This window comes from Sphingobium sp. CFD-2 (genome assembly GCF_024611135.1).
GTDB classification, from domain to species: Bacteria; Pseudomonadota; Alphaproteobacteria; order Sphingomonadales; family Sphingomonadaceae; genus Sphingobium; species Sphingobium fuliginis.
The window spans coordinates 2,881,302-2,901,004 of record NZ_CP084405.1 but is presented as its reverse complement, the minus strand read 5'-3'; the positions used below and the strand labels follow the sequence as shown (position 1 = coordinate 2,901,004).

16 protein-coding genes are annotated in these 19,703 nt (G+C 67.6%); 7 read left to right on the top strand and 9 right to left on the bottom strand.

Annotation, left to right across the window (positions count from 1 at the left end):
• Positions 1–81: 81 nt before the first annotated feature.
• The 3 genes from LDB29_RS14330 to LDB29_RS14320 all read left to right on the top strand — a co-directional run bounded on the left by LDB29_RS14330 (position 82) and on the right by LDB29_RS14320 (position 4,079).
• Complete coding sequence (locus LDB29_RS14330) at positions 82–615, top strand: biliverdin-producing heme oxygenase (protein WP_037481584.1); 534 nt, start codon at positions 82–84, stop codon at positions 613–615.
• Complete coding sequence (locus LDB29_RS14325) at positions 608–3,175, top strand: HWE histidine kinase domain-containing protein (RefSeq protein ID WP_099186374.1); 2,568 nt, start codon at positions 608–610, stop codon at positions 3,173–3,175. The genes LDB29_RS14330 and LDB29_RS14325 overlap by 8 nt, the downstream gene beginning before the upstream one ends.
• A 94-nt stretch (positions 3,176–3,269) precedes the next feature.
• The gene (locus LDB29_RS14320; protein WP_025547334.1) at positions 3,270–4,079 is read left to right on the top strand and encodes a class III extradiol ring-cleavage dioxygenase; all 810 of its coding nucleotides are present in this window, start codon (positions 3,270–3,272) and stop codon (positions 4,077–4,079) included.
• A gap of 21 nt (positions 4,080–4,100) precedes the next feature.
• On the opposite strand, the gene LDB29_RS14315 is transcribed toward LDB29_RS14320, so the two are convergent.
• From LDB29_RS14315 to LDB29_RS14305, 3 genes are all read right to left on the bottom strand, one after another.
• Positions 4,101–4,637, bottom strand: coding sequence for a (2Fe-2S)-binding protein (locus tag LDB29_RS14315; RefSeq protein WP_025547336.1), 537 nt, complete (start codon positions 4,635–4,637; stop codon positions 4,101–4,103).
• Positions 4,634–5,110 carry a DUF2721 domain-containing protein gene (locus tag LDB29_RS14310; protein ID WP_025547338.1) on the bottom strand — a complete coding sequence of 159 codons (477 nt, stop codon included), beginning with the start codon at positions 5,108–5,110 and terminating at the stop codon, positions 4,634–4,636. Before LDB29_RS14310 ends, LDB29_RS14315 begins: the two co-directional genes overlap by 4 nt.
• A 221-nt stretch (positions 5,111–5,331) precedes the next feature.
• Positions 5,332–6,540, bottom strand: a complete 1,209-nt coding sequence (locus LDB29_RS14305) for an LL-diaminopimelate aminotransferase (RefSeq protein WP_025547340.1) — start codon at positions 6,538–6,540, stop codon at positions 5,332–5,334.
• A gap of 139 nt (positions 6,541–6,679) precedes the next feature.
• Between LDB29_RS14305 and LDB29_RS14300 the strand changes: the two genes are divergently transcribed.
• From LDB29_RS14300 to LDB29_RS14285, 4 genes are all read left to right on the top strand, one after another.
• Positions 6,680–8,419, top strand: coding sequence for an alpha/beta hydrolase (locus LDB29_RS14300; RefSeq protein ID WP_099186373.1), 1,740 nt, complete (start codon positions 6,680–6,682; stop codon positions 8,417–8,419).
• Positions 8,420–8,572: 153 nt separating this feature from the next.
• Complete coding sequence (locus LDB29_RS14295) at positions 8,573–9,475, top strand: phasin family protein (protein ID WP_025547342.1); 903 nt, start codon at positions 8,573–8,575, stop codon at positions 9,473–9,475.
• A 330-nt stretch (positions 9,476–9,805) separates the two neighbouring features.
• Complete coding sequence (locus LDB29_RS14290) at positions 9,806–10,636, top strand: sulfite exporter TauE/SafE family protein (RefSeq protein ID WP_025547343.1); 831 nt, start codon at positions 9,806–9,808, stop codon at positions 10,634–10,636.
• A 209-nt stretch (positions 10,637–10,845) separates the two neighbouring features.
• A complete protein-coding gene (locus tag LDB29_RS14285) occupies positions 10,846–11,211 on the top strand; it encodes a hypothetical protein (protein ID WP_025547345.1) in 366 nt (121 codons plus the stop codon).
• A 146-nt stretch (positions 11,212–11,357) separates the two neighbouring features.
• Here the strand turns inward: LDB29_RS14285 and LDB29_RS14280 are convergent, their stop codons facing one another.
• The 6 genes from LDB29_RS14280 to ung form a co-directional block, all read right to left on the bottom strand.
• Complete coding sequence (locus LDB29_RS14280) at positions 11,358–12,248, bottom strand: transglutaminase family protein (protein WP_025547346.1); 891 nt, start codon at positions 12,246–12,248, stop codon at positions 11,358–11,360.
• Complete coding sequence (locus LDB29_RS14275; protein WP_025547348.1) at positions 12,245–14,716, bottom strand: circularly permuted type 2 ATP-grasp protein; 2,472 nt, start codon at positions 14,714–14,716, stop codon at positions 12,245–12,247. Before LDB29_RS14275 ends, LDB29_RS14280 begins: the two co-directional genes overlap by 4 nt.
• A complete protein-coding gene (locus LDB29_RS14270) occupies positions 14,713–18,042 on the bottom strand; it encodes a DUF2126 domain-containing protein (protein ID WP_025547350.1) in 3,330 nt (1,109 codons plus the stop codon). Before LDB29_RS14270 ends, LDB29_RS14275 begins: the two co-directional genes overlap by 4 nt.
• A gap of 198 nt (positions 18,043–18,240) precedes the next feature.
• Complete coding sequence (locus LDB29_RS14265; protein ID WP_025552249.1) at positions 18,241–18,672, bottom strand: DUF488 family protein; 432 nt, start codon at positions 18,670–18,672, stop codon at positions 18,241–18,243.
• A gap of 39 nt (positions 18,673–18,711) precedes the next feature.
• A complete protein-coding gene (locus LDB29_RS14260; protein ID WP_025552251.1) occupies positions 18,712–18,975 on the bottom strand; it encodes a hypothetical protein in 264 nt (87 codons plus the stop codon).
• Entirely contained in the window at positions 18,972–19,667 is a 696-nt protein-coding gene (ung, locus tag LDB29_RS14255) for a uracil-DNA glycosylase (RefSeq protein ID WP_025552253.1), read from the bottom strand. Before ung ends, LDB29_RS14260 begins: the two co-directional genes overlap by 4 nt.
• Positions 19,668–19,703: the final 36 nt, after the last annotated feature.

The window sequence follows — 19,703 nt, the reverse complement described above, 5'->3', positions numbered from 1 at the left end:
GGAAATGTGACCGAAGGAAGGCAAAAGCTGATCCAGATCAGTGCGCGCCCCTGCAAAGCCCCTTAGGAATGCGGGGTGACGATAACGCCCACTGCCGGCAGCGCCCGACAGGCCCTGCGCCAAGCGACGATGGAAAGCCATCAGCGTGTCGACGACCTGTTCTCGCATTTTTCGCTGAACGATCGCCCCGGCTATGCCGCCTTCCTGAAGGCCCATGCCCGGGCGCTCGCCCCGCTGGAGCGGATGACCCGCCCCGATGCGCCGCGGCTGCCGCTGCTGACCCGGGACCTTGCGGCCCTGGGCGAACCGCAGCCCGCGCCGCTCGCCGCGCCGGCGCCCCCGTCCGATGCCTATCGCTGGGGTCTGCGCTACACGCTGGAAGGATCGCGCCTGGGCGGCGCCATGCTCGCCCGCCGCGTCGGCCCCGGCCTGCCGCGCGCCTATCTGTCCGCCGTGCATGAAAAGGGCGGCTGGGCGGATTTCCAGCGACGACTGGATGAAGCCGCGGCCGATGGGGGCCAGCCATGGATCGGCGACGCGATTCGCGGCGCGGAGGCCGCATTCGATCTGTTCGCCGCCGCCGCCAGGGGCGAAGTGGCGCCCGTCCATGGCTGACGGCAATATCCCGGCCCAGGATTTCGCCGTCGACCTCAGCAATTGCGACCGGGAGCCGATCCATGTGCTGGGCACGGTCCAGCCCTTCGGTTTCCTGATCGCGCTGACCGCCGACTGGCTGGTGTCGCGCGTGTCGGCCAACAGCGCCGATCATATCGGCCTTTCGCCCGAACAGATGCTGGGCCGGCCGATCAGCGGCATCTTCAGCGGGGAGGCGGTCCATTCCCTGCGCAACCGCATCACCCTGCTGCGCGGCCCCGACGCGGTGGAGCGCATCTTCTCCCTCACCCTGATCGACGGGATCGCGCCGTTCGACGTCGCCGTCCACTTCTCCGGATCGCTGGTCGTGATCGAGGCCGAACCGGCGTCCCATGACGAGATGGAGGCCAGCAGCATGGTCCGCTCCATGGTGTCGCGGCTCGGCCAGACGCAGGGCATGGCCGCCTTCCTGCGGGATGGCGCGCGGCAGGTGCGGGCGCTGACGGGCTTCGACCGGGTGATGGTCTATCGCTTTGCGGAGGGCGGCGACGGCGAAGTCGTGGCCGAAGCGCTGCGTCCCGGCATCGACAGCTTCTTCGGCCTGCATTATCCCGCGTCCGACATTCCGGCGCAGGCGCGGGCGCTCTACCTGCGCAACATCTTCCGCGTGATCGCGGACGTGCAGGCGCAGCCGGTTCCCATCGTGCCGCAGCTCGACCCCTCTGGCGCCGCGCTCGACATGTCGCTCTGCCTGACGCGGGCGGTGTCGCCCATCCATATCGAATATCTCGGCAATATGGGGGTGGGGGCCTCGCTCTCCATCTCGATCGTCGTCGAAGGGCGGCTCTGGGGCCTGTTCGCCTGCCACCATTATGGCCCCCGCCTGCCCAGCTTCGCGCAGCGCAGCGCCGCCGAACTGTTCGGCCAGATCTTCTCGATGATGCTCGAAAACCGGGAGCGCAGCGAAACCTCCGCCTATGAGGGCAAGGCGCGGCAGGTGGCCGACCGGCTGATGTCGGCGGTGGCGCAGGACCATGACCTGCTGTCCAACGCCCGCTGGCTGGGCGAGGTGATCTTCGACACCATCCCGGCCGACGGCGTCGGCGTCTATATCGACGGCCAGATGACCTTTTCCGGCCTCGCCCCGGACGAGCGAAGCTTCGCCGCCATCGTCGCCATGCTGAACCGGGCCGCCGCCGGCCAGGTCTTCACCACCGATCATCTGGCGCGCCTGCTGCCCGAATCGTCCGCCCATGCCGACCGGGCGGCGGGGCTGCTCGCCATCCCGCTCTCGCGCCGCCCGCGCGACTATGTGGTGCTGTTCCGGGCGGAACAGCTCCGCTCGGTGCGCTGGGCGGGAAGCCCGGAAAAGCATATCGAATATGGCCCCAACGGCCCCCGCCTGACCCCGCGCAAGAGCTTCGAACAATGGTCGGAACTGGTGCGCGGCACCGCCGTGCCCTTCACCGCCGCCGAACTGCGCGTGGCGGAGGCGCTGCGCACCGCCCTGCTGGAAGTCATATTGCGCCTGTCCGATTCCGCCCATGATGAACGGCAGAAGGCGCATGAGAAGCAGGAATTGCTGATCGCGGAACTCAATCATCGCGTCCGCAACATCCTCTCGCTGATCCGGGGGCTGCTGTCCCAGACCCGCGACAGCGCCGAATCGGTCGACCAGTTCATCGACACGCTGGAAAGCCGCGTCCACGCCCTGGCCCGCGCCCATGACCAGATCACCGCCGACCGCTGGGCGCCCGCCCGGCTCTACGACCTGATAGAGGTGGAATCGGCCGCCTATCTGGCCGAACGGCGCGACCGGGTGAAGCTGACCGGTCCCAATGTGCTGCTCACCCCGGCCGCCTTCACGGTGCTGGCGCTGGTGATCCATGAGATGCTGACCAACGCCGCCAAATATGGCGCTCTGTCCGACAATGGCAGCGTGGCCATCGGCTGGAGGGTCGATGCCGACGGCAGCCTGCTGATCGACTGGCGGGAAAGCGGCGGGCCCGCCGTGGTCGCGCCCACCCGCCGGGGTTTCGGATCGACCGTGATCGAACGGTCCATCCCCTATGATCTCGATGGTCGGGCGGAGGTGCATTACCGCCTTTCCGGTCTGGAGGCGCGATTCTGCATCCCCTCCGCCCATGTCGCCTCCGTCCTGCCCGACGTCGTCGGCATCGAACGCGCCAGCCCCGCCCCGGCGCCCACGCCGACGCTGCTCAAGGGGCGCAACGTCCTGCTGGTCGAAGACAATATGATCATCGCCATGGATGGCGAGGACGCGCTGCGCGACCTCGGCGCCGAAGTGATCACCGCCGCCAGCGTCAGCCGCGCGCGGGATGCGATCGCGAACCATGACGTCGATCTGGCGGTCCTGGACTTCAACCTCGGCAATGAAACCAGCCTTCCCGTGGCGGAACTGCTGGCGGAAAAGGGCGTCTCCTTCCTCTTCGCCACCGGCTATGGCGACGGGCTGGACCTGCCCGAACGCTTCGGCGACGTGACCCTGCTCAAAAAGCCCTATTCCGGCGCCACCCTGGCCCAGGCCATCGCCCCCGTGCTGGAAGAAAACGAAGCTTGAGGGCCGCCCGCCGCCGCCTTTCACGCCCCACCCGAAACAGTCCGTTTCCAGCGCCCCGCTTGCGCCGCGCCCAAATCCATCCGATCTCCTGGGCATGAGACAACCGACTCTCTTCATCCCCCATGGCGGCGGCCCCTGCTTCTTCATGGACCCCAGCGACCCCGATCGCCCGCATTGCGACCCGATGTGGCAGCCGATGCAGGACTATCTGGCGGGCATCGTCGCGACCCTGCCCGAACGCCCCCGTGCGATCCTGCTGGTCTCCGGCCATTGGGAGGAAAGCCGGTTCACCGTCCATGACGGCGAAAGGCCTGGCCTGCTGTTCGACTATTACGGCTTTCCACCGCACACATATGCGCTCCGCTGGGACGCGCCCGGCGCGCCCGCGCTCGCCCGCCGCGCCGCCGGCCTGCTGGAACAGGCGGGCTTCCCCACCGGCAGGGAGGATGCGCGCGGCTGGGACCATGGCGTCTTCATCCCGATGAAGGTCGCCCTGCCGCAGGCCGACATCCCCGTCGCCCAGCTCTCGCTTCGCGGCGATCTCGATCCCGACGCGCATCTCGCCGCCGGCCGGGCGCTCGCGCCGCTGCGCGACGAGGGCGTCCTCATCATCGGATCGGGAATGAGCTTCCACAATCTGCGCGTGCGCGGCGCGCAGGCGACCCAGCCTTCGATGCTCTGGGACGAAGCCCTGACCGCCGCCGTCACCGACCCCGATCCGGCCAGCCGGGCGCAGCGCGTCGCCGCCTGGGCCGACCTGCCCCATGCCCGCTTCGCCCATCCGCGCGAGGAACATCTCCTGCCGCTGATGGTCGCCCTGGGCGCGGGCGGGGAGGATGCGGCCGTGCGCGACCACGCCAGCAATGTGCTGGGCTGGGCCGTGTCGGGCTACCGCTTCGGCTGAACGGCAGGAACGCGGATGGCCTCAAGGCTTCCGCAGCGCCGGAACCGCCTTCGCCGCTTCGTCCGGCGTGATGCCGGAGGGCGGCACGGCGTCCACCACCTCCTCGCCCCGCATCACCCGTCCCGCCCGCTGGATCGCACCCCGCAACCGGGGATAGATGCCGCACCGGCAGATATTGGTGATCGCCGCGTCGATCTCCTCGTCGCCCGGATCGCTGGTCCGCCGCAGCAGCACCGACGCCGCCATGATGACGCCGGGGATGCAGTAACCGCATTGCGAGACATTGTCCGCCGCGAACACCTGTTGCAGCGGATGGCCGCGGTCGGGCGACAACCCCTCTATGGTGGTGACGAACTTGCCCTCCGTGGCGGCGATCGTCACCTGGCAGGAGCGCACGGCTTCCCCGTCTATGTCGACCGTGCAGGCGCCGCAATCGCCCGTGCCGCAGCCATATTTCGTCCCGGTCAGGTTCGATGCGTCGCGCAGCGCCCACAGCAGCGGCGTCGCCGGGTCCATGCGATATTGGACGGGCCGGTCGTTGACCGTGAACTTCGTCATCCCGCGCCCTCTTCCTCGACCTTGTGGTAGAGCACCTCGTTGCGGATGTGGATGGTGCGCGAGGCGAGCCGGATTTCCTGGATGAAGGTGCCGAAGGCCGCCGCCTGCAACACCATGGCCAGGATGAAGAGGATCGCGATCGGCGTGCCCAGATGCACCCCGAACAGATTGGCCGCGAACAGCAGGATGACCACCAGACAGACGGCGCAGGCCGACGCCACCGACAGGAAGATCGCGCCATTGACCACGCTCATCCGCCGGTCCAGCACGCGGATTTCGCTGACCATCCGGTCATGTTCCTTGCCCCGCGACGCGAGGATCTTCTCCTCCACCTTCCGCGCCCGGTCGATGATGCGCGCCAGCCGCCCGACGCAGACGTTCAGGAACGCCCCGATACCCGCAAGCAGGAAGACGGGAGCCAAAGCGAGCTGAATAGTCTGTGCGACCTGGGAAACCTGGGGGAGTGCGATCATCGTTTCACAGCAGCGCAGCGCGAAGGAAATGGCAAGGGTTGAAATGATGGCATGGGACTCACGCCATCATGACTTGGAGGAAACGCGCGCCTGCGAAGGCAGGAGCCCAGTTCCGCCGTCCGGGCATCACTCAACCCTCCGAACCGGGCTGCATGCGAGCCGCCTGTCCCGCTTCAGCGCCTCCGCAGGAGCGCAATCCATATTCCTCAGGCCTATATTCCTCAGGCAGCGCCCTTGGCCGGCGTGTTGACGCCCATGGACTTCAGATAGTGCCGGATATTGCGCGCGGCCTGCCGCAGCCGCTGCTCATTCTCCACCATGGCGATGCGGACATAGCCCTCGCCATCCTCGCCATAGCCGACCCCCGGCGCGACCGCGACCTTGGCATGGGTAAGGAGCTGCTTGGAAAATTCCAGGCTCCCCATGTCCTTGAGGGCAGGGGGCAGCGGCGCCCAGGCGAACATCGACGCCTTGGGCGCGGGAATGTCCCAGCCCGCCCGGCCAAAGGCCTCCACCATCACGTCGCGGCGCTTGTGGTAGAGTTCGCGGTTCTTCTGCACGATGTCCTGCGGCCCGTTCAATGCCGCGCAGGCCGCCGCCTGGATCGGCGTGAACGCGCCATAGTCCAGATAGGACTTCACCCGCTTCAACGCCGCGATCAGTTGCCGGTTGCCCACGGCGAAGCCGATGCGCCAGCCCGCCATGGAATAGGTCTTGCTGAGCGAGGTGAACTCGACCGCCACATCCTTGGCGCCCGGCACCTGCAGGATGGAGGGCGTCGGATTGCCGTCATAATAAAGCTCGGAATAGGCAAGGTCGCTCAGCACCCAGACCTTGTTCTCCTTCGCCCAGGCGACCAGCCGCTCGTAGAAGGCGAGGTCGACCGTCTCCGCCGTCGGATTGCTGGGATAGCCCACCACGAGGATCGACGGGCGCGGCACGGTGAAGGCCATGGCCCGTTCCAGCGACTGCCAATAATGTTCGTCCGGCGTGGTCGGCACGGATCGGATGGTCGCGCCCGCGATGATGAAGCCGAACATGTGGATCGGATAGCTGGGATTGGGCGCCAGCACGACGTCGCCCGGCGCGGTAATCGCGGTGGCCAGGCTGGCGAGCCCCTCCTTCGACCCCATGGTCACGACCACCTCGGTCTCCGGGTCCAGATCGACGCCGAAGCGGCGGCCATAATAATTGGCCTGCGCCCGGCGCAGCCCCGGAATCCCCATCGACTGGGAATAGCCGTGCGCGCTCGGCTTCTGCGCGACCTCGCACAGCTTGGCGATGACATGGTCGGGCGGGGGCAGGTCGGGATTGCCCATGCCTAAGTCGATAATGTCCTCCCCCGCGGCGCGTGCGGCGGCCCGCATCGCGTTCACTTCGGCGATGACATAGGGCGGCAGACGCTTCATGCGGTAGAATTCTTCGGACATTGGGGCTTTCCTGAAAGCTCGCTGTAAGGAATAGTGCGTGACGCGCATTCGGCTTGTCACGATCCGGCTATAACCCGCCAGCCCGCGACACGCCAGAGAAAGCGGCGGACCGGACCATGCCAGGCGAAGGAAGGTGGCCATGAAAGCACAGGACGTCATGGAACCCCATCTCCCCACGCTGGAGGACATGCAGCAATGGACGCAGGTGCTGGGCCGCGCGCAGCAGTTGCTGCTGGAACAGGCGGCGGGCGCGACCGGGCGCACGCTGCCCTTCGATCCCGAAGCCGTGGCGCGCATCCAGACCGGCTTCGCCGACGAAGGCCTCGCCCTGTGGCAGCGTTTCCTGGATTCCGGCGGCCTGCTGCGCGACCAGCCGGAGCCGCCGCCCTCGGGCAGCCCCGCCGCCGCGCGCGACCGCCGCTTCGCCGACCCGGCCTGGACCGAGCATCCCTTCTACGACCTGATCCGGCAAAGTTACCTGCTGCTTTCGGATTATCTGATGAAGCTGGCCGACGCGGTGGACGGCGTCGATCCGAAGCAGAAGGCAAAGCTGCGCTTCGCCACCACCGGCCTGCTCGACGCCATCGCCCCCAGCAATTTCCCGCTGACCAACCCGCTGGTCGTGCAGAAGACGATCCAGAGCGGCGGCGAGAATCTGGTCAAGGGCCTCCAGCACATGCTGGCCGACCTGGAAAAGGGCCAGCTCACCCACACGGACGGCACGGCGTTCGAGCTTGGCCGCAACATCGCCTCCACGCCGGGCAAGGTGATCAGGGAAACGCCGCTCTACCAGTTGATCCACTATGCCCCGACGACGGACAAGGTGCTGGAAACGCCGCTGATCATCTTCCCGCCATGGATCAACCGCTTCTACATTCTCGACCTGTCGCCGGAAAAAAGCTTCGTCAAATGGGCCGTGGACCAGGGGATCAGCGTCTTCCTGGTGTCGTGGAAATCGGCCGACGCCTCGATGAAGGACCTGGTCTGGGACGATTATATACTGAACGGCCAGATCGACGCGATCGACACGGTGCGCGACCTGCTGGGCGTGCCCGGCGTCCACGCCATCGGCTATTGCGTCGCGGGCACCACCCTTGCCGCCACGCTGGCGCTGCTGGCGGCGCGTGGGGAGGGGGAAAAGGTCGCCAGCGCCACCTTCTTCACCGCCCAGGTCGATTTCAGCAAGGCGGGGGACCTCAGCCTGTTCGTCGATGACGAGCAGATGAAGATGGTGGAGCAGCTTTCCTCCGGCGGCTTCCTCGACGGGCGCTACATGGCCGCGACCTTCAACCTGCTGCGCGGGCGCGACCTCATCTGGAACTATGTGGTCAACAATTACCTGCTGGGGCAGGATTATCCGCCCTTCGACCTGCTCTACTGGAATGGCGACACCACCAACCTGCCGGCGCGCTGGCACAGGGATTATCTGACCCAGCTCTATCGCGACAACCTGCTGGTCCGGCCGGGCGCGATCAGCGTCGCGGGCACGCCTATCGACCTGCGCCGGGTCAGGACACCCGCCTATGTTCAGGCGGGACGGGAAGATCATATCGCCCCGCTGGAAAGCGTGTGGAAACTGACCGAACATTTCTCCGGCCCGATCCGTTTCCTGCTGGCGGGGTCGGGGCATATAGCGGGCGTGGTGAACCCGCCCGCCGCCGGCAAATATCAATATTGGACCTGCACCGAATCGCAGCCCACCCTAGAGGCCTTCCTTGCACAGGCGAAGGAGACGAAGGGGAGCTGGTGGCCCGACTGGATCGAGTGGATTCGCGGGCAGACCCCCGCCACGGTCCCGGTGAAGGGCGCCCGCCGCCCGGGCAGAGGCCGACTCAAGGCCATTGAGGATGCGCCCGGCCGCTATGTGAAAACCCGCTAGTTCCTTCACATGGGACAGATGGGACAGGGTTTGCGGCAGCCCGCCTCGTTGCAGCGACGGGCCGTATGAGGCAATTTTGTTGCACTGCACAAAAACACTTGCAACCGCATTTCGATCCCTATATTGTGCACTGCAACAAATGGAGGTTGGTCCATGGCCGTTACCCCAAAGCCAGTGCGTAAGAAGCCTGCCGCCAAGAAGGCGTCGTCGTCGACCCTGTCCGCCAGTGAGGCGCTCAAGGCCGCCGAAGCTGCGATCAAGGCCCCGGCCCAGACGAAGGCGAAGCCCGCCGTCAGGAAACCGGCGCCGCCCAAGCCCGTCGCTCCAGCCCCCAGGCCGGCGCCCGTGGCGAAGGCCGATCCGGTGGCGGTGATCGCGGCGACCACGGCGGTCGACGCCGCGCCTGAGCCCGAGCTGGTGAAGGATGCGACGCCCGAACCCACCCCCGTCGCCGCGGCGCCGGCGGTGAAGACGCCGAAGTTTGAGCCGGTTGCGGAACCGAAGCCGACCGAACCGGAGCTATGGAAGAGCCTGTCGTCCAAGGCCGGGCCGCTAGAGCCCATGTTGCTGCCCGCCACAGAAGGAACGAAGATGATGAACGACGTGATCGAGACCGGAAAGAAATTCGCTGAAGAAACCAAGGCCAAGCTCGAAACGGTCTATGCCGACCTGAACGAGAAGGCGAAGGTGAGCGTCGAGAAGTCGACCAAGGCGATCGAGGAGTTCAGCGACATCGCCAAGGGCAATGTCGAAGCGCTGGTCGAATCCGGCAAGATCGCGGCCAAGGGCTTTGAGACCCTGGGCCAGGAAGCCGTGGACTACAGCCGCAAGAGCTTCGAAAAGGCGACTGCCTCGTTCAAGAGCTTCTCGACCGTGAAGACGCCGACCGAATTCTTCCAGCTCCAGAGCCAGCTGCTCTCCAGCAGCTTCGACGAATTCACCAAGGAAGCGGCCAAGAGCAGCGAAGCGCTGATCAAGCTGGCCGGCGACGTGGCCTCTCCGCTGACCGCCCGCGTGACCGTGGTGACCGACAAGGTGAAGGCGCTCGCCGCCTGATCCCCCCTCGGTTTTCTGAAACAGGGAAACGGCTCCGTGATCGGGGCCGTTTTCTTTTTTGCGAAGCGCGCAAAGGCCCGGTCCGGGCCCTGGAATCCACCCGCATCCTCTCCCGCTCCCCCACAATATTGCGCCTCTCCTTTGCGGGTTCCCCAACGTCGTTCGTCTTGGGAAGATGTGGGGCAGTTGATCGTCCCCGCCACTTACATTCCGCCGAAGAGAGGCATGGGTTTCCATCATGGTCGATTGCACAGCTTCCGCCGCCTTGATCCACCAGGGCATCTTCCCCCATAATGCCGCCCGCACGGCACCGGCAGGGGAGCAGCGCTGATGCACGGCGACGTGATGACCTGGCTCCTGCCGCTGGTCGCGATGCTGGGGGCGGGACTGTTCGCCGGTTTCGCGGCGGGGATTTTCGGGATCGGCGGCGGCTTCGTGGTGGTGCCTGCGCTGTTCGTGGTGCTGCCGCTGCTGGGCGGCACGCATGACGCCATCGCCCATGTCGCCATCGGCACGTCGGCGGCGACGATCATCGTGACGTCGATCCGTTCCCTCCTCGCCCATGCCAAGCGCGGCGCGGTGGAGTTCGAGGTGCTCAAGACCTGGGCGCCGTGGATCATCCTGGGCGACGGCGCGGGCGTGCTGCTGGCCGGCCATGTCGACGGACGCATCCTGACCATGATCTTCGCGATCGGCGTGTTCCTGATGTCGCTCAACTTCCTGCTGCCCAAGGTCGGCGGCAAGGTGATCAGCGACACCATGCCCTCGGGCATCGCCCGCGTCGGCATCGCCGGGGGTCTGGGCACCTTCTCCGCCCTGCTCGGCATCGGCGGCGGCACCATCGCCATCATGGTGATGACGCTGTGCGGCCGCTCGATCCACCGCGCGATCGCCACCGCGTCGGGCATCGGCACGCTCATCGCCATTCCCAGCGCCATCGGCTTCGCGCTGATCGGCCTCAAGGAAGGCGGCCTGCCCTGGGGATCGCTGGGCTATGTCAACATCCCCGCGACGCTCGCCATCGCCTCCATGTCCGTGCTCACCGCGCCGCTGGGCGTCGCCGTCGCGCACGCCATGCCCGCCGCCCCGCTCAAGAAAATCTTCGGCGTCTATCTGGTGATCATCGCCTTCGTCATGTTCCGCAACGCGATCCGCATGTGACCCGCTTCCCCTTCCCGCCCATGGCCGCTGCAAGGGCCATGGGCGGGATTTTGCCATAACCTATTGAAATAAGGTTATTTCCGGCCGGTTTCCCTTTTCCGCCGGTCGCCGCTGGGATGCGCTTCATCCATTCTGCACAACCGTTCATGCGCAAAATCCCTTTCCTCGCACGTTGACCCCCCATCGGGACGAGGAAGAGGAGAAGAGACATGAAACGCTCGACTGTCGCCAGCGCCCTTGCCATGCTCGCCATGGCGCCGCTTTCCGCAACGGCCATGCCCCATGGCGCGATGAGCTATGAAGAAAGGCTCGCCGCGATGGAGGACGACATGACCCTGCCCGCGCCGATTGCGGGCGTGCAGAATAAATATTGGTTCAACTATCGCACCGATGTTGCGGAGGCCCGCAAGGAACTGGCCCACGACCTGCGCCACGCCACCGATGCGGAGGATGAGCGCGACGCCTGGGACGAATATCGCGCGGAACTGGCCGACGCCCGCCGCGACTATGCGAAGGAAATGCGTGAGAAGGGCTATCGCACCGGGCAGGTGCGGGTCCACGGCTCCGGTCGCTGACCATGACATGGGCTGGAGGGTGGTAGAGCCGCCGGAGCATCGTGCGCAAAACCGGTTCCCACTTTTGCGCACGATGCTCTGGAAAGGATGCGGCAGAAAGCCGGAGCGCGCTGCGTCCGATTGGCGCAGCGTGCTCCAGGCGCGCCTCACGCCGACTCATCCTCCGGCATGACGTCCACCATTACCTGCACGCTCTGGCCCGCGCCGCCGACGAACAGCCCGTCCATCGGCGCGACATCGGCATAGTCCCGCCCCATGGCGACGAACAGATGTCCGTCCCCAGCGATCACGCCGTTGGTCGGATCAAGGCCGATCCACCCCCGCGCCGGCCCGCACCACAGCATCGCCCAGGCATGCATGGCGTCCGCGCCCACCAGCCGCGCCATGCCCGGCGGCGGATCGGTGCGCAGATAGCCGCTGACATAGGCGGCGGGCAGCCCGAACCAGCGCAAGGCCGCCACCATCACATGGGCAAAGTCCTGGCACACCCCATGGCGCGCCGCAAAGGCCTCCGCCACCGGCGTCGCCGCGTCCGTCGCCCCGCTCACATAGGCGAATTCGCCCTTGATCCGCCGCGCCAGTTCCACCGCCGCCTCGACAATCGGCCGCCCGGGGACAAGCAAATCCGCTGCCCAATCCCCGATCTCCGCCACCAGCGGCACGCGCTGCGAGGCGTGGAGATAATGCGCCGGCCCCGCCGGTCCCATGTCCCGCGCCACCAGCGCCGCCTCCGCCACCGCGCCGACGGTGGGATCATCGTCCCGCGCTTCCGCCGCTGGCCCGCCCTGCACCCCGGCGCGAAAGCTGCTGTCGATGCTGATCCGGCGCAGCGGGCTGTCGATCTCCAGCCGGGCGACATGCACCGGCCATGCCCCCGGCCGCGATTCGATGGAGGAAGGCGCCGGATCGACCGCCAGATGATAGTCCGACGTCCACTGCCCCGGCCAGGGCGCGGGCCGCAGCCGCAGGTTCAGGCGCGCCAGTTGCACCGGCGCATCATAATGCACGATGGTCTGATGCCGGATGCGGTAGATCATGACAGCAGGCTGGCGCCCTCGCTCTTTTCCTTGCGCCGCTGCAGGAAATAGCGCTGCCCGATGGCGTCCGACAGTTCCAGCAACCGGCCCTCCGCCTCCGCCAGATCGGCCATGCCGAGCACATCCCCCGTCAGCGGCGCCAGCCGCGCCGCCAGCATCGCCGCCAGCCGTTGGGGCTCCTCGGGCATGCCGTCGCCATGCAGCGTCGGCAGCGCCCCGACATGCTCCGCCAGCCTCTCCGCCTGATAGACGATGGAGCGCGGATTATGCGGCTCCAGCGCCACCAGATCGCGCACCGGCGCCAGGGCGGGCCCGGCCAGATAGCGGTTGCGATAGCTGATCTGGCTGTCGTTGAGGTCCAGCAGCACGGTCAGGTCGTCCGCCGAAGCCCCATCGCCCCCGAACAGCATCGCCAGACGGCAGCCATTGATCGCCCGCTCCATCCGCCGCCCCATGTCGTGGAAACGCCACCCCTCGGTCCGCCCCATATTCTCCGCCGCCAGCCCCGACAGCGCCGAAATCCGCTCGATCATCCGGGATGACGCCTTCAGCAGGGTCTCCGTCACCCCGCCGTCGAAATCGGGCAGGGGCAGCCGCACCAGCCGCCAGTAATCCACCGCCAGCCGGTCGCGCAGCCCTTCCCCTATGCCCGCCACCGCTGCCAGCAGGGCCCGCACGCTGCCCGGCTGAGCGCCATCGCCCAACGCCTGCGCGCAGAGCGGCCCGACCGCCCCCGCAACAGCCGGGATCGCGCCCCAGGACGCAAGCTGCCCCATCAGCCGGTCCATGGCGGGCGACCCCACCGCCGGCCCCAGATCGGCCTCGATCGACCCGCCGACGATCGCCCGGATCACCCGCGCCGTCATCTCCATCCGCTCGATATAGCGGCCCAGCCAATAGAGATTGTCCGCCGCCTTGGCGGGCAGCATGCCGCCCACCCGCCGGATCGCCGGAGCCGCCGCCGACAGCCCGTCCTGCGGCACCGGCTTGCCGTCCAGCACGCACATGTCCGCCGACAGGTCGCCTTCGCCCATCAGCGCGGCGCGAATGTCGCCATGCGCCGCCAGCCGCGCAAAGGCGCCCGGCATGATCCGCCATTGCCCCAGCTCGTCCCGCGCCAGGAACACCCGCAGGGTGAAGGGCAGGGCGGTCAGCCTGCCCCCGACGATCGCGGGCGTGGTCGACAGCCGCACCACTTCCTGCCCGACATAATCCATCGGCCGCCGCGCCATCGCCTCCAGCAGGGCCGCCCGCTGCGCCGCATCCATCCCCGATCCGGGCAGGAACCGCGTGCCCGTCAGCCCCGCCACGTCCCGGTCGAAGGCGGACCCCACCACCAGCTCATCCATCGCCCCCGCCACATGCGCCCGCTCGGCCGCCTGCCCGCACCACCATGTCGCGATATTGGGCAGGATGAGGTCCGCCCCCAGCACCTCCCGCGCCAGCCCCGGCAGGAAGGCCGCCATCGCCCGCGATTCGATCACGCCCACGCCCGGCCAGTTGGCCAGCATCAGCCCGCCCTTGACGCAGGCGTCGAACAGGTCCGGCACGCCGATCCGCGATTCCGCGTCGAACGCCAGCGGATCGAGGAAGCGGCTGTCCATCCAGCGCCAGAGGCCATCGACCCGCTTCAACCCCTGAATGGTCCGGACGAACAATTGCCCGTCCGACACGATCAGGTCGTCACCCTCGACCAGCAACAGGCCCAGATAGCGCGCCAGATGCGCCTGCTCGGCATAGCTCTGGTTGAACCGCCCCGGCGACAGCAGCCCGATGCGCGGATCGCTCCGTTCGCAATCCGCCGCCAGCCCGCGCCGCAGGTCGCTCAGGAACGGGGCCAGCCGCCGCACATTGAGCGCGCCCAGCAGGTCCCCGGTCGCCCGCGACAGGGCCAGCCGGTTCTCCAGCGCATAACCGACGCCCACGGGCGTCCGCACCCGGTCCGCCAGCACCCGCCAATCGCCCTGCGGCCCCCGCGCCAGATCGGCGGCGTAGAAATGGACGAAATGCCCATACGGCGGCGGCGCGCCGGTCATCACCCTCCAGTGATGCGGGCTGCCGGTGATCACGCTCGCGGGCAGCTTCCCATCGCGGACCAGCGATTGGGTGGAATAGATGTCGCTGATCACCCGCTCCAGCAACTGCGCCCGCTGGATCAGCCCCTGCTCGATATGCGTCCATTCCCGCGCCCCGATCAGCAGCGGAATGGGGCTGAGCGGCCAGGGCCTTTCCTGCTGGTCCCCGGTCAGCCGGAACGCCAGCCCCAGGTCGACCGCCTGCCGCTCGACATTGCCCGCCAGCACCGCCGGATCGCCCTGCGCCTGCGCCGACAGCCGCTCCAGCATCGTCCGCCAGTGCCCGGCCATCTCCGCGCTCGCTCCGGCGAACAGGTCGCCCTCCGGCGCCCGCGCCAGATAGGCGTCGGCCCAACCGGCCGCTTCCACGACAGGGGCGCTCGCCACGGTCATGGATGCCGGAAACGCAGGTCCAGCGTCATCGGAAATTCGCCCGGGGCCTCGGCGGGCGGCATGTCGACCGGCCCCGGCGTATGGCCATGGTCCTGGAACCGCGCCTTGCGCCGCGCCTCCGCCTCATAGGCGTTGATCGGCAGCGTGTCGTAATTGCGCCCGCCCGGATGCGCGACATGATAGACGCAGCCGCCCAGCGACCGCCCGCTCCAGCTATCCAGCACGTCGAAGGTCAGCGGCGCGTTGACCGGCAGGGCAGGGTGCAGGCAGGCGGCCGGCGCCCAGGCCTTGTACCGCACGCCGCCCACCGCCTCGCCCGGCACGGCGGTCGGCGTCATCGGCACCCGCCGCCCGTTGCAGGCGACGACATGCCGCCCCGCGACCAGCCCCGTCGCCCGCACCTGCAACCGCTCGGTCGAACTGTCGACATAGCGCACGGTCCCGCCAATGGCCCCGGTTTCGCCCAGCACATTCCACGGCTCCAGCGCATGGGCAATCTCCAGCCCCACGCCGCCCGCATCCACCGCGCCATGCACCGGAAAACGGAACTGCCGCTGCGCCTCGAACCAGTTGGGATCGAACGCGTAACCCGCCCCGCGCAGGTCGCCCAGCACCTCCAGAAAATCCGCCCAGACGAAATGCGGCAGCATGAAGCGGTCATGCAAGGCCGTCCCCCAGCGTACCAGACCGCCCTGCTGCGGCTGCCGCCAGAACCACGCCGTCAGCGCCCGCAACAGCAATTGCTGGACAAGGCTCATCCTCGGCTCCGGCGGCATTTCGAAGCCCCGAAACTCCAGCAGCCCCAGCCGCCCGGTCGGCCCGTCGGGGGAGAACATCTTGTCGATGCAGATTTCGGTGCGATGGGTATTGCCCGTCACATCGACCAGCAGGTTGCGGAACAGCCTGTCCACCAGCCATGGCGGCGGCGCGTCGCCTTCTCCGGGCGGCGGCACCTGCGCCAGCGCGATCTCCAGCTCATACAGCCCGTCATGCCGCGCCTCATCGATGCGCGGCGCCTGGCTGGTCGGCCCGATGCACAGCCCCGAAAACAGATAGGACAGCGAAGGATGCCGCTGCCAGTACAGCACGAAACTCTTCAGCAAGTCGGGCCGCCGGATGAAGGGGGAGTCGTTCAAACTCGGCCCCCCCAGCACGATATGATTGCCGCCCCCGGTCCCCACCGAACGCCCATCCACCATGAACTTGTCGGCGGTAAGGTCGCAGGTCCGCGCCAGCGCATAGAGCCGCTCGGTGATCTCCACCGTCTCGTCCCAGCTTGAAGAAGGCTGGATATTCACCTCGATCACGCCGGGATCGGGCGTGGCCTTCAGCACCTGCAGGCGCGGATCGGGCGGCGGCGCATAGCCCTCTATCCGCACCGGAATCCGCATCGCCTCCGCCGCGCCCTCGACCTCGGCGACCAGTTCCAGATAATCCTCCAGCGCCTCCACCGGCGGCAGGAAGACGGACAGGAAATGCCCCCTAGGCTCCACCGTCACGGCGGTGCGCACCGCCCCCTCGATATGGAACTGCTCGACCCGCTCCTGCGCCACGGCCCCGCCCGGCGCGTCGGGCACCCGCTGCACCGGCTGGGCGTGAACCTCGTCCACCGTCGCCCGGAAATCCGGCAAAGGCCCGCGCGGCTCGCTCGGATCGCGGGGATGGATATAGGGAAAGGCCGCCTCCGGCACATGCGGCAACGACCCCAGGGGCAGGCGATAGCCCAGCGCGGAATCCCCCGGCACCGCGAACAGCCGCCCGCGCCGCAATTGCCAAATCTCGCTCTGCCAGCGCGGCGTCGCGGCCTGAGCCTGCCACCGCTGCACCGGCAGCACATAGCCGACCGGCTGGTCCAGCCCCCGCTCGAACGCCCGCACCATCCGCGCCCGCGCCTCCGGATCGGCAATCTTGGGATCGTCGGGCGAGGTGTTGACCGGCAGGTCCGCCTCCTTGACCGCCCACACCGCCGGGTCTTCATAAACCGGCTGGATATGATCGGCGGAAAAGCCCATCGCCCCCGCCATATGCGCGATGAAGGCCTGCGCATCCTCCGCCGTCACCGCCCGCGCACCCGCCGGCGCGACCTCATCCGCGATCAGCGCCGCATCGCGCCAGATCGGCACCCCGTCCTGCCGCCAATAGACCGCATAGGCCCAGCGCGGCAGGCTCTCGCCCGGATACCATTTGCCCTGCCCATGATGCAGCATCCCGCTCGGCGCGAAGGCTTCCCGCAGCCCCCGGATCAGCCGGTCGGCATAACCCGCCTTGGTCGGCCCCACGGCATCGCCGTTCCACTCGCCCGCATCGCCGCCATTCTCCGCCACGAAGGTCGGCTCGCCCCCGGTCGTCAGCCGCACGTCCTGCGCCTGCAAGTCGGCGTCCACCTGCGCGCCCAGCGCCATCACCGCATCCCAGCGCGCATCGGTGAAGGGCTTGGTGATCCGCACCGCCTCGGCAATGCGGCTGACGCCCATGGAAAAGTGGAAATCGACCTCCGCCGGTTCCGCCATCCCGCTGATCGGCGCGGCGGAACGATAATGCGGCGTCGCGCAGAGCGGGATATGCCCTTCGCCCGCGAACATCCCCGAAGTCGCATCGAGCGCCACCCAACCCGCGCCCGGCACATAGGCCTCCGCCCAGGCGTGGAGATCGACCACGTCCTGCGAAACACCCTTCGGCCCCTCCAGCGGCTCGACATCGGCCACAAGCTGGATCGAGTATCCCGATACGAAGCGCGCCGCAAAGCCCAGCCGCCGCAGCAACTGCACCAGCAGCCAGGCCGAATCCCGGCACGACCCGGTGCCGATCTCCAGCGTCTCCTCCGGCGACTGCACCCCGGCCTCCATCCGGATCACATAGCCGACCCGTTGCTGAAGCTGCCGGTTCACCTCGACCAGAAAGTCGATCGTCCGCCCCTCGAACCCCTTGTGGCTCTCCACCAGAGCCTCGAACAGCGGCCCCTGATCCTCCAGGTCGAAATAGGCGGCGAGGTCGGTCTTCAACTGCTCGTCATAGGCGAAGGGATACTCCTCCGCATAAGGCTCCACGAAGAAATCGAATGGATTGATGATGTCGAGATCGGCCAGCAGGTCGACCTCGACGGAGAAACGGTCGACCGGCTCGGGAAAGACGATCCGCGCCAGCCAGTTGCCATGCGGGTCCTGCTGCCAGTTCAGGAAATGCCCCGGCGGATCGATCTTCAACGCATAATTGGGGATTTTCGTCCGGCTGTGCGGCGCGGGCCGCAACCGGATCACCTGCGGCCCAAGCGTGATCGGGCGACTGTAGCGATAGGACGTCAGGTGGTGGAGCGCGGCCTTCAGCATGAAAGCGATGAAACGCCACCCCCTGCTGCAATGCAATATGGAATCGCTTCGGCGGCAAAGAAACTGAATTTATATATAGAAGCCCCTCCCCTTCAGGGGAGGGGTTGGGGTGGGGGCAGGCCGTTACTCCCAGCTTTCCCTTAGGGCACGCCCCCACCCCTCAATCCCCTCCCCTGAAGGGGAGGGGAAGCGCGCTCCTCAAGGCACCAGATCCACCCGCTCCGCATCCGGCATGACCGCATCGATCAGCAACGACCGGTGACAGGCCGCCGCATCCCGCTCGAAGCACAGCAGCGCCACCGCCTGCTCCTCCGCCATCTCCACCAGTTGCGCCGCCTGCACCATCGCCTCGGGCAGCTCCAGCTGCCCCGCATAAATCTCCGCCAGCCGCTGGTGCTGCCCCTTGCGCGCCGCCTCCCGCCCGGCGGCGGGCGTCCCCAGCGCCTTCAACCCGACATAATCGATCCCCGCCTCGCGCAGCCCGGCGGCGAGGATATTCTTGGAAAAGCCCGGCCGCCGCGACAGCGGCACCGCCCGCACATCGGCCAGCATCGTAACCCCCGCCGCGCGCAGGGCGGCGATCACCTCGTCCTGCGTGGCGCCCTCATAGCCGATGGTGAAGATTCGCATGCCCGACAGACTAGCCTGTTCCTGCGCGGCGGCAAAACCCTACTCGTTCCCCTCGGCCCGCTCCATCATCTCCATGAAGTCGCGCGCCGCGTCCCGGTCCGCCGGGTCCTCGAACGCCTCGTCCAGATCGGGCGCCGCCCCCAGCAGGAACATCAGCGACCACAGCGCAAAGCGCCGCCGCCCGTCCGTCTCCAGCCCGAAATCCACCCGCATGCGCTCCAGCCCCGCTTCCAGGGCATCAGGGGTCAGCGCGTCCACATCCCGCACCCCGAAATAGCGGTGCAACTGGTCGTCGAAATTCATGCCGCTACCGTCTCCGGCAACCCCCAGTCGATCGCCCCGCGCCCCTTCTCCTCCAGAAAGGCGTTGGCCTGCGAAAAATGCCGGCACCCCAGGAACCCGTTATGCGCCGAAAGGGGGGAGGGGTGCGCCGCCTTCAGCACCAGATGCCGGCTCCGGTCGACAAATTCCGCCTTGCGCTGCGCATAGCTGCCCCACAGCAGGAACACCACCGGCTCGCCCTGCTGGTTGACCAGCCGGATGATCGCGTCGGTAAACTGTTCCCAGCCGCGCTTCTGGTGCGACGCCGCCTTGCCCATCTCCACCGTCAGCACGCTGTTCAGCAGCAGCACGCCCTGCCGCGCCCAATGCTCCAGGAAACCGTGGCGCGGCGGCGGCAGCCCCAGGTCGCTCTGCAATTCCTTGTAGATATTGACCAGCGACGGCGGCGTCCGCACCCCCGGCTTCACCGAAAAGCACAGGCCATGCGCCTGCCCCTCGCCATGATAGGGGTCCTGCCCCAGCACCACCACCTTCACCCTGTCCAGCGGCGTCAGGTCCAGCGCCCGGAAATATTCGCCGCCCTTGGGGAAGATGCGCTTGCCCTGCGCCTTCTCCTCCTGAAGGAAGCGCTTCAGCCCCTGCATATAGGGGCTCTCGAATTCCCGCAGCAGCGGCGCGCGCCAGCTCTCGTCCAGCTTGATCGTATCGCTCATGGCCCGGCGTGATGAACCCCGCGCCGATCCGCTGTC